The sequence below is a fragment of the Nocardia sp. NPDC058499 genome, assembly GCF_042719915.1.
GTDB lineage: Bacteria > Actinomycetota > Actinomycetes > Mycobacteriales > Mycobacteriaceae > Nocardia.
Genome location: NZ_JBHXMZ010000031.1, coordinates 1 through 7,686, shown reverse-complemented (window position 1 = coordinate 7,686; position 7,686 = coordinate 1). Strand labels below are relative to the sequence as shown.

Here is a 7,686-nt window from a genome sequence, read left to right as displayed (position 1 = left end):
TATGACAAACTCGCTGTCCGCTACCTGGCAACCGTCCGCGTCGCCGCGATCAACCTGTGGTTATCCGGCCGCAGCTTATGAAACAGACTCTAGTCGAGGCATGGCGGGATGGCGTACACGCCGAATCCAGTTCGTTCCACGGCTTTCGGGGGCCGCACCGTTGGCACCGAAGACAGGTGACGACCGCGGCCGAAGCCTGGTTACAACGCGGCGACGGCGGCGAGGAAACGATCCAGTTCAGGACGGTCTACGAAGCAGTGCGGGGAGGCGCGGACCACCGAACCCAGTCCCCGGGACGACATATCGAGCAGTGTCGAACTCGCATGGCTGACCGTCACGGTGATGTCGGAGTCCAGCAGCCGGTCCCGGACCTCGACCGGCTCCACACCGGCGACCGTGAACGACACGATGCCGCTGTGCTCGACACCCAGATCCCGCACCCGCAGCCCCGGCAATTCGCCGAGCGCGCCCCGCAGATAATCGGCGCGCTCGGCGATCGCGGCATAGACCTGATCGGGTCCGAGATCGAGAAGGTAGCGCACGGCCGCGCCGAGCCCGAGCCGGGCCGCCACATCGTGCTCCCAGAACTCGAAACGGGAAGCGTCGGGCGCCATCCGGTATTCGTCCGGGCCGGTCCACGCGGCGCTGTGCAGGTCGAGCCGGCCGGGCTCCAGTGAGGCCGCCAATTCCGGTCGCAGATAGAGGAATCCGGTACCGCGGGGACCGCGCAACCATTTCCGGCCGGTAGCGGACAGCGCGTCCACGCCCAGTTCGGTGACGTCCAGCGGGAGCTGCCCGGCGGACTGGCAGGCGTCGAGTACGACCAGTGCGCCACCGGCGCGCGCGATTCGCGCGGCCGCGGCCACGGGGTTCACCAGGCCGCCGTTGGTGGGGACATGCAGCAGCGAAACCAGCCGCACCCGTTCGTCCATCATCGCGTCGAGGGCCTCGATATCGATCCGGCCCTCGGCGTCGTCGGGGATCTGTTCCACCCGGGCGCCGGTGGCGCGAGCCCGCTGCAATGCGGCGATGGCGTTACTGGCGTAGTCGGCGCCCGAGATGAGGATCCGGTCGCCGGGGCGCAACGGCACGGCGTAGAAGAAATCGGTCCAGGCGCGGGTGGCGCTGTCGCTGAGGGCGATGGCGCCGGGGGTCGCATTGATCAGCTCCGCGATCGCCGCCTTGACCCCTGCCAGATCGTCGAGCCGTTCGTTGGCTGCCCGGTACCCGCCGATCTCCGCCTCCCGGCGCAGATGACCGATCACGGTGTCGGTGACCACCCGCGGCGGGAGCGAGGACCCCGCGCTGTCCAGGAAAACGGTTCCGTTTCCGACGCCGGGCGTATCGGCACGTACTCGCTGCTCATCGACCATATCCCCGACACTAGTGCCGATTCCGTGACAAGTTCGCGCTCAAAATGTGTCTGTGCCCGTCGCTACGCTGGATTCCACGTAAGAGCCGCACCACCGAGAAACCCGCATGGAGGTTGGTATGGCGGTCACCCTCGAACATCCGGAATCGACCAGCGACTCATCCCCACCCCCGGCCCTCAGCAGCCGCGCGGCGGCCGAAGCGTATCTCGGCGGCGTCTGTTTCAAATTGGGCCCGCCGCTGCTCATCGGCGCCGAACTCGAATGGTTCACCGTCCATCGCCCCGATACCGCAGCCGGCCGCGGCTCCGCGCACGGTTCGTTCACCGGCCGCCGCCCCACCGCCGCCCTCCTCGCACAGGCCCTCGGCCCGCACGCACCCCACTCCATCGCCCCCGATTCCCCCGCCGAGCCGCTGTCCGGCGGCAGCCGGGTCACCGTCGAACCCGGCGGGCAGATCGAACTCTCCAGCATCGCCGTCCCCGACCCCGCCGACCTGTGCACCCGCCTGAGCGCCGACTACCGGCGCCTGCACGAACTTCTCTCCGCCCGGTCGATCGGGATGGTCTCCGCCGCCGCCGACCCCGCCCGCGTACCCCGCTGCCAGTTGAGGCAACCGCGCTACCAGGCCATGGAGGATTATTTCGGCCGGATCGGCCCGTTCGGCCGGCTGATGATGAGTAATACCGCGGCCGCGCAGATCAGCCTGGATATCGGTGCCGACAGCACCGAACTCACCGCCCGCTGGACAGCCCTGCACGCCCTGGGCCCGGCGCTGGTGGCCGCCTTCGCGTGCTCGCCCGTTCTGCGCGGTGCCCCGTCCGGCGAATGGGCCTCGCAACGGATGCGTACCTGGCTGCATCTGGATCCCGACCGCGCCTGTCCCCCGGTCGCCGAATGGACCGATCCGGTCACCGGCTACGCCCGCTGGGCACTGGACGCGCCGCTGCTGTGCGTGCGCCGCTCCGAGGAAGGCCCGGCGCGGCCGGGAGTCGCCTGGCGGGCACCCGAGGGTGCCACGTTCGATGATTGGCTCTCGGGGGGTTTGGACACCGAAATCGGCCGCCGGCCCGATATCGACGATCTGCGATACCACCTCACCACCCTGTTCCCGCCGGTGCGCCCGGCCGGGTACTTCGAGGTCCGCTACCTCGACGCCCAGCCCGGCGAGGGCTGGAAGGTACCGATCGCGGTGCTGCACGCACTGTTGTCCACCCCGGCCGCCGTCGCCGACGCCACCGCCGCCGCAGCGGGTACCGGGGGCCGCTGGCTGGATGCCGCACGTTACGGTCTCGCTGATCCGCACCTACGGGCGGCCGCGGTCGCGCTGCTGGAAGCGGCGATAGCGCACAGCCGGGCACCTGCACCAGAGCTGCACGAGGCGCTACGCCGTTGCTCGGCCGGCACACAGCCGGCGGGAATCTCATGAACCGCAGTGGACCGGTCCGTGTGGTTCCACCGCCGCGGTCGTCGAATCCGTGCAGCAACTTCACCGCGGGTACTCGGCGCGGTACCGCCCAACTGTTGCCGCACCTGCGGCTGTCGAGCAGGGCGCCTACGGGTATCCCCGGGGGCGCTGATCCATGCCGTCGAGCGGAGTGATTACGTGACCATCCAGCACTACACCGACCGATCCGGTACCGAGCGGCTGCGCGAACATATCGCGTCGACGCTGCAGCGGGCCCGGCAGCGGACCGCCGCGCTCACCGACTGCGTGGACGAGGCCGAACTCGTCGCCCAGCATTCCCGGTTGATGAGCCCACTGGTGTGGGATCTGGCCCATATCGGCAATCAGGAGGAGCTGTGGCTGGTCCGCGATGTCGGCGGCCGCGACCCGGTGCGTGCCGATATCGACGAACTGTACGACGCGTTCAAACACGCCCGGCCGGATCGTCCGCAACTGCCGCTGCTGAATCCCGGCGAGGCCCGCGGGTACGTCGGCACCGTGCGGGAAAAGGTATGGGATGTGCTCGAACGCAGCCCCTTACAGGGCGGCGAACTGGTCGACGGCGGGTTCGCGTTCGGCATGATCGCCCAGCACGAACAGCAGCACGACGAAACCATGCTGGCCACCCATCAACTGCGCGCCGGAGGCCCGGTACTCTCCGCACCCGCACCACCGGCCGCCGACACTGCGGTCCGCGGGGAGGTCGTGATACCGGCGGGCGAATTCACCATGGGCACCTCCACCGACCCGTGGGCCCTGGACAACGAGCGCCCGGCCCATCCCGTGCACGTACCTGCGTTCGCGATCGATGCCGCCCCGATCAGCAACGGGCAGTACCTCGAATTCGTCGCCGACGGCGGATACGACCGGCGGGAACTGTGGTCCGAACGCGGCTGGGCGCATCGGCAGGAGGCCGGGCTCACCGCGCCTCGATTCTGGGAGCGGGACTCCGCCGGACAGTGGTGGCGACGCGTATTCGGGGTACGCCGCCCGCTCCGCCCGCAACAGCCGGTCGTGCACGTGTGCTGGTTCGAAGCGCAGGCCTACGCCACCTGGGCGGGTAAACGCCTGCCCACCGAGGCCGAATGGGAGAAGGCCGCCCGCTACGATCCCGCCACCGGCCGCACCCGCGCCTACCCGTGGGGCGATACCGAGCCCGGCCCGGCCACCGCCAACCTGGGGCAGCGTCATCTGGAACCCGCCGATATCGGCGCCTACCCGGCGGGTGCGTCGGCGGCAGGCGTGCATCAGCTCATCGGCGATGTCTGGGAATGGACCTCCTCGGGATTCCACCCGTATCCCGGGTTCCGGGCCTTCCCGTACCGCGAGTACTCGGAGGTCTTCTTAGGCGGCGACTACCGGGTGCTGCGAGGTGGTTCGTTCGGCACCGACCCCGTCGCCTGCCGCAGCACCTTCCGCAACTGGGATCATCCGATCCGCCGGCAGATCTTCTCCGGCTTCCGGCTGGCCCGCACCCTCGACCCGCGGGAGGTCTGATGTGCCGTCACCTGGGTTATATCGGCCCACCGGCGTCGGTGGGCGAACTCCTGCTGCGCGGACCGCATTCGCTGCGCACCCAGTCGTGGGCGCCGCGGGATATGCGCGGCGGCGGCACCATCAATGCCGACGGGTTCGGGGTCGCCTGGTGGGGCCCGGACCCGGCGGCGGTGACCCGCTACCGCAACCCCGACCCGATCTGGACCGACCCCGCGGTGGAGGAAGTGTTACCGCAACTCACCTCCCACGCGGTCCTCGGGAGTGTCCGTTCGGCCACCGTCGGGATGCCGGTGCAGCGTTCGTCCTGCGCGCCGTTCCTGTGGGATCGCTGGGCGTTCAGCCACAACGGGGTGATTCCGCACTGGCGGACAGCGCTCACCGCCGTCCTGTCCGATCTCGATGTCGCCGCCACCCGGGCGGGAATGACCCGCCGCTACGAAACCAGCCATCTGCTCGAAGCCGAAGCGCTCACCGATTCCGCCGCCCTGTGGGTGCTTTTGCGCCGCCTGCTCGACCCCGATACCCCGGCGGGTCTCGCCGAAGATCCGGGCACCGCGCTGCGCCTGCTGGTGACCACGGTGCTGCACCATGCGCCCGACGCCCGGTTGAACCTGCTGATCGGCGACGGCCGCGCACTCTGGGCGAGCACCTGCTACCACTCGCTGTCCGCGCTGGTCACCGACGATTTCGCGATCCTTTCCTCCGAACCGTTCGACGACGATCCGCGGTGGCAGTCGCTACCCGATCGGGTCGTCGTCCAAGCCGAACCCGGCCGGCTGAGCGTCGAACCACTGGAGCCCGCCGGAGCCACCGCGACAGAGAGCCTGCCATCGTGAACGAACCCACCGTGGAAGTCCACCTCACCGACGCCGACCTGACGGCAGCCCTGCACGCCGACGCCCGGCGCGGTCTCACCGACAGCCCGAAATGGCTGCCGCCCAAATGGTTCTACGATGCCCGCGGCAGTGAACTGTTCGAACAGATCACCGCCCTGCCCGAGTACTACCCCACCCGCACCGAAAGGGCCCTGCTGGAGAACGTCGCGGGCGCGATCGCGCGGACGGCACAAGCCGAGGTGCTGGTCGAACTGGGGTCGGGTTCGGCCAGTAAGACACGCCTGCTGCTCACCGCCCTCACCGCCGAGGGGCCGTTGAAAACCTATGTACCGCAGGATGTTTCGGAGTCCGCACTGCGGGCTTCCGCGGCCGAGGTCGCGCTGGAGTTCCCTGGACTGGCCGTGCACGGGGTGGTCAGCGATTTCACCGACACCCTGGCGACCCTGCCGCGCGGCGGACGGCGGATGATCGCTTTCCTCGGCGGCACACTCGGCAATATGGTGCCCGCCGAACGCGCCCAATTCCTCGGCGGTATCCACGATGTTCTCGAACCCGGCGAACAACTGCTGCTCGGTGCGGGATTGGTGGTGGACCCGTCGATCCTGATCCCCGCCTACGACGACGCCACCGGTATCACCGCAGAATTCAACCGGAATGTCCTGCGCGTCCTCAACACCCGGCTGGGAGCCGATTTCGACCCCGAAGCGTTCGACCATATCGCGCACTGGGACACGGAAAACGAATGGATCGAAATGCGGCTGGCAGCCACCGCGGATATGGAGGTCACCGTCGCCGACCTGGGCCTCACGGTGCACTTCGACCGCGGTGAACAGCTACGCACCGAGATCTCCGCGAAATTCCGCCCCACCGGCCTGGACACCGAACTCCGCGCCGCGGGCTTCGTATCGGAGCACACCTGGACCGACCCCGACAACCGTTTCGCCCTGACCCTCGCCGCCCGAGTCTGACCGCGACTGTCGGAACAGGCCGAACTTCAGTATCAGCGCGCGGTCACGGGCCGGTAGATCGCGATCAGTGCAGCTGGTTCTGCGCGGCTTCCAAACCCACCCGCAGCAGCAGTTCCACCGCGTCGGCGGCCTGTTCGACGACCACCGGCAACTCTTTACGCTCGGCCGACGCGAACGGTTTGAGAACGAAATCGGCCGGATCCTGGCGGCCGGGCGGGCGGCCGATCCCGATCCGGGTGCGCAGATAGTCCTTGGTGGTCAGGGCACCGGAAACCGAGCGCAGCCCGTTGTGGCCGCCCTCACCGCCACCACGCTTCAACCGGACCGCACCGAACGGCAGATCCAGTTCGTCGTGGACGACGATCACCTCGGTGGGCGGCACCGAGAAGAAGCGGGCCAGCGCCGCCACCGGCCGCCCGGACAGGTTCATATACGACCGCGGTTTCGCGATCAGTACCTGCCGCCCGTCCAGCCGGGCCTGCAACACATCGGTACCCGACTTCTTGTGGACGGTGAAACGGCCGCCGATCCGCTCGGCGAGCGAATCGGCGACCAGAAAGCCCACATTGTGCCGGGTGCGTTCGTACTCGGGACCCGGATTGCCCAGACCGACGACGAGCGCCGGCACGGTATCGGCCATCGCGGAAGGTCGACCCGTCCTATTCGGCGGCTTCGCCCTCGGCGGCCTCGCCCTCGGCCTCCGGCTCGGCGGCGGCACGGGCCTCGACAATGTTGACCAGCAGCGCCTCGGGGTCACCGGCCAGGCTGACACCCTTCGGCAGCTCGATCGCACCGGCGGTGATCTGGGTGCCCGCCTCGGCATTGAAGATCGAGACGTCGATCGACTCGGGGATGTTCAGGGCATCGGCGGAGACAGAAACGGTGGTGGCCTCCTGGGTCACCAAGGTGCCCGCGGCGGCCTCACCGGTCAGGTTGATCGGCACATCGGCGGTGACCGCTTCACCACGCTGCACGATCAGCAGATCGGCGTGCTCGATGTAACGGTGGATCGGGTGCACGACGACCGACTTCGTCAGCGCCAGCTGCTTCTTACCCTCGATATCCAGGTTCAGCACCGCATTGGTGCCGTGCTGACGCAGGATGGCGGCGAACGACAGCGCATCCAGCGACAGATGCTGCGGATCGGACTGGTGCCCGTACAGGACCGCCGGAACGTTGCCCGCGCGGCGGGTGCGGCGCGCGGCACCCTTGCCGAACTCGGTGCGGATCTTCGCTTCGAGAAGGTTGACGTCGGACATGACTGGATAACTCCTACGGCTCTACCGGGCTTATGGGCGGTTGCCAGGGAAATCGCGCCCCTGGTCAGGTGGTCTGCTCGTCAGGCGAAGACCGAACGCAAGCGGCCGGAAGCCGCGCCGCGTCGATCACGGTGCCGCAGATTTGCGAACCCTCGCCGAGACAACCCGAATACTGTAACCCAGCGGCCCTGAAAGTCCGGAATCGGGCTGTGTTTATTTGCGCCGCCTGCGGCGGCGCGGGTTTTGGCCCGCGTGGTCGTTCAGCCCTCGATGCTCGCGGCTGCGCCGCATCGCATCGAGGGCTGAACG

The 7,686-nt window shown here is 68.6% G+C and carries 7 protein-coding genes; 4 read left to right on the top strand and 3 right to left on the bottom strand.

The genetic code is table 11. The features are described from left to right. Nucleotides 1–200: 200 nt before the first annotated feature. A complete protein-coding gene (locus tag ACFWPH_RS34605) occupies nucleotides 201–1,373 on the bottom strand; it encodes an aminotransferase class V-fold PLP-dependent enzyme (RefSeq protein WP_378756536.1) in 1,173 nt (390 codons plus the stop codon). A gap of 118 nt (nucleotides 1,374–1,491) precedes the next feature. Between ACFWPH_RS34605 and egtA the strand changes: the two genes are divergently transcribed. The 4 genes from egtA to egtD all read left to right on the top strand — a co-directional run bounded on the left by egtA (nucleotide 1,492) and on the right by egtD (nucleotide 6,118). Further along, the gene (gene egtA / locus ACFWPH_RS34600; RefSeq protein ID WP_378756535.1) at nucleotides 1,492–2,799 is read left to right on the top strand and encodes an ergothioneine biosynthesis glutamate--cysteine ligase EgtA; all 1,308 of its coding nucleotides are present in this window, start codon (nucleotides 1,492–1,494) and stop codon (nucleotides 2,797–2,799) included. A gap of 183 nt (nucleotides 2,800–2,982) precedes the next feature. After that, nucleotides 2,983–4,314 (top strand): ergothioneine biosynthesis protein EgtB, encoded by a 1,332-nt coding sequence (gene egtB, locus ACFWPH_RS34595; protein ID WP_378756538.1) that lies wholly within the window; start codon nucleotides 2,983–2,985, stop codon nucleotides 4,312–4,314. Next, a complete protein-coding gene (egtC, locus tag ACFWPH_RS34590) occupies nucleotides 4,314–5,150 on the top strand; it encodes an ergothioneine biosynthesis protein EgtC (RefSeq protein WP_378756534.1) in 837 nt (278 codons plus the stop codon). The genes egtB and egtC overlap by 1 nt, the downstream gene beginning before the upstream one ends. Then, entirely contained in the window at nucleotides 5,144–6,118 is a 975-nt protein-coding gene (gene egtD, locus ACFWPH_RS34585) for an L-histidine N(alpha)-methyltransferase (protein WP_378756537.1), read from the top strand. The genes egtC and egtD overlap by 7 nt, the downstream gene beginning before the upstream one ends. Before the next feature lie 64 nt (nucleotides 6,119–6,182). Here egtD and pth read toward each other — a convergent pair whose 3' ends face one another. Both pth and ACFWPH_RS34575 read right to left on the bottom strand, forming a co-directional pair. Continuing rightward, nucleotides 6,183–6,758, bottom strand: a complete 576-nt coding sequence (gene pth / locus ACFWPH_RS34580; protein ID WP_378756533.1) for an aminoacyl-tRNA hydrolase — start codon at nucleotides 6,756–6,758, stop codon at nucleotides 6,183–6,185. Between the two features lie 19 nt (nucleotides 6,759–6,777). After that, nucleotides 6,778–7,377, bottom strand: coding sequence for a 50S ribosomal protein L25/general stress protein Ctc (locus ACFWPH_RS34575; protein WP_378756532.1), 600 nt, complete (start codon nucleotides 7,375–7,377; stop codon nucleotides 6,778–6,780). Nucleotides 7,378–7,686 lie beyond the last annotated feature (309 nt).

What these genes read in the sequence shown, in the direction of transcription:
- egtC (WP_378756534.1), top strand. Translation starts at nt 4,314, where the DNA reads ATGTGCCGTCACCTGGGTTATATCGGCCCACCGGCGTCGGTGGGCGAA.
- ACFWPH_RS34575 (WP_378756532.1), bottom strand. Translation starts at nt 7,377, where the DNA reads ATGTCCGACGTCAACCTTCTCGAAGCGAAGATCCGCACCGAGTTCGGC.
- pth (WP_378756533.1), bottom strand. Translation starts at nt 6,758, where the DNA reads ATGGCCGATACCGTGCCGGCGCTCGTCGTCGGTCTGGGCAATCCGGGT.
- ACFWPH_RS34605 (WP_378756536.1), bottom strand. Translation starts at nt 1,373, where the DNA reads ATGGTCGATGAGCAGCGAGTACGTGCCGATACGCCCGGCGTCGGAAAC.
- egtA (WP_378756535.1), top strand. Translation starts at nt 1,492, where the DNA reads ATGGCGGTCACCCTCGAACATCCGGAATCGACCAGCGACTCATCCCCA.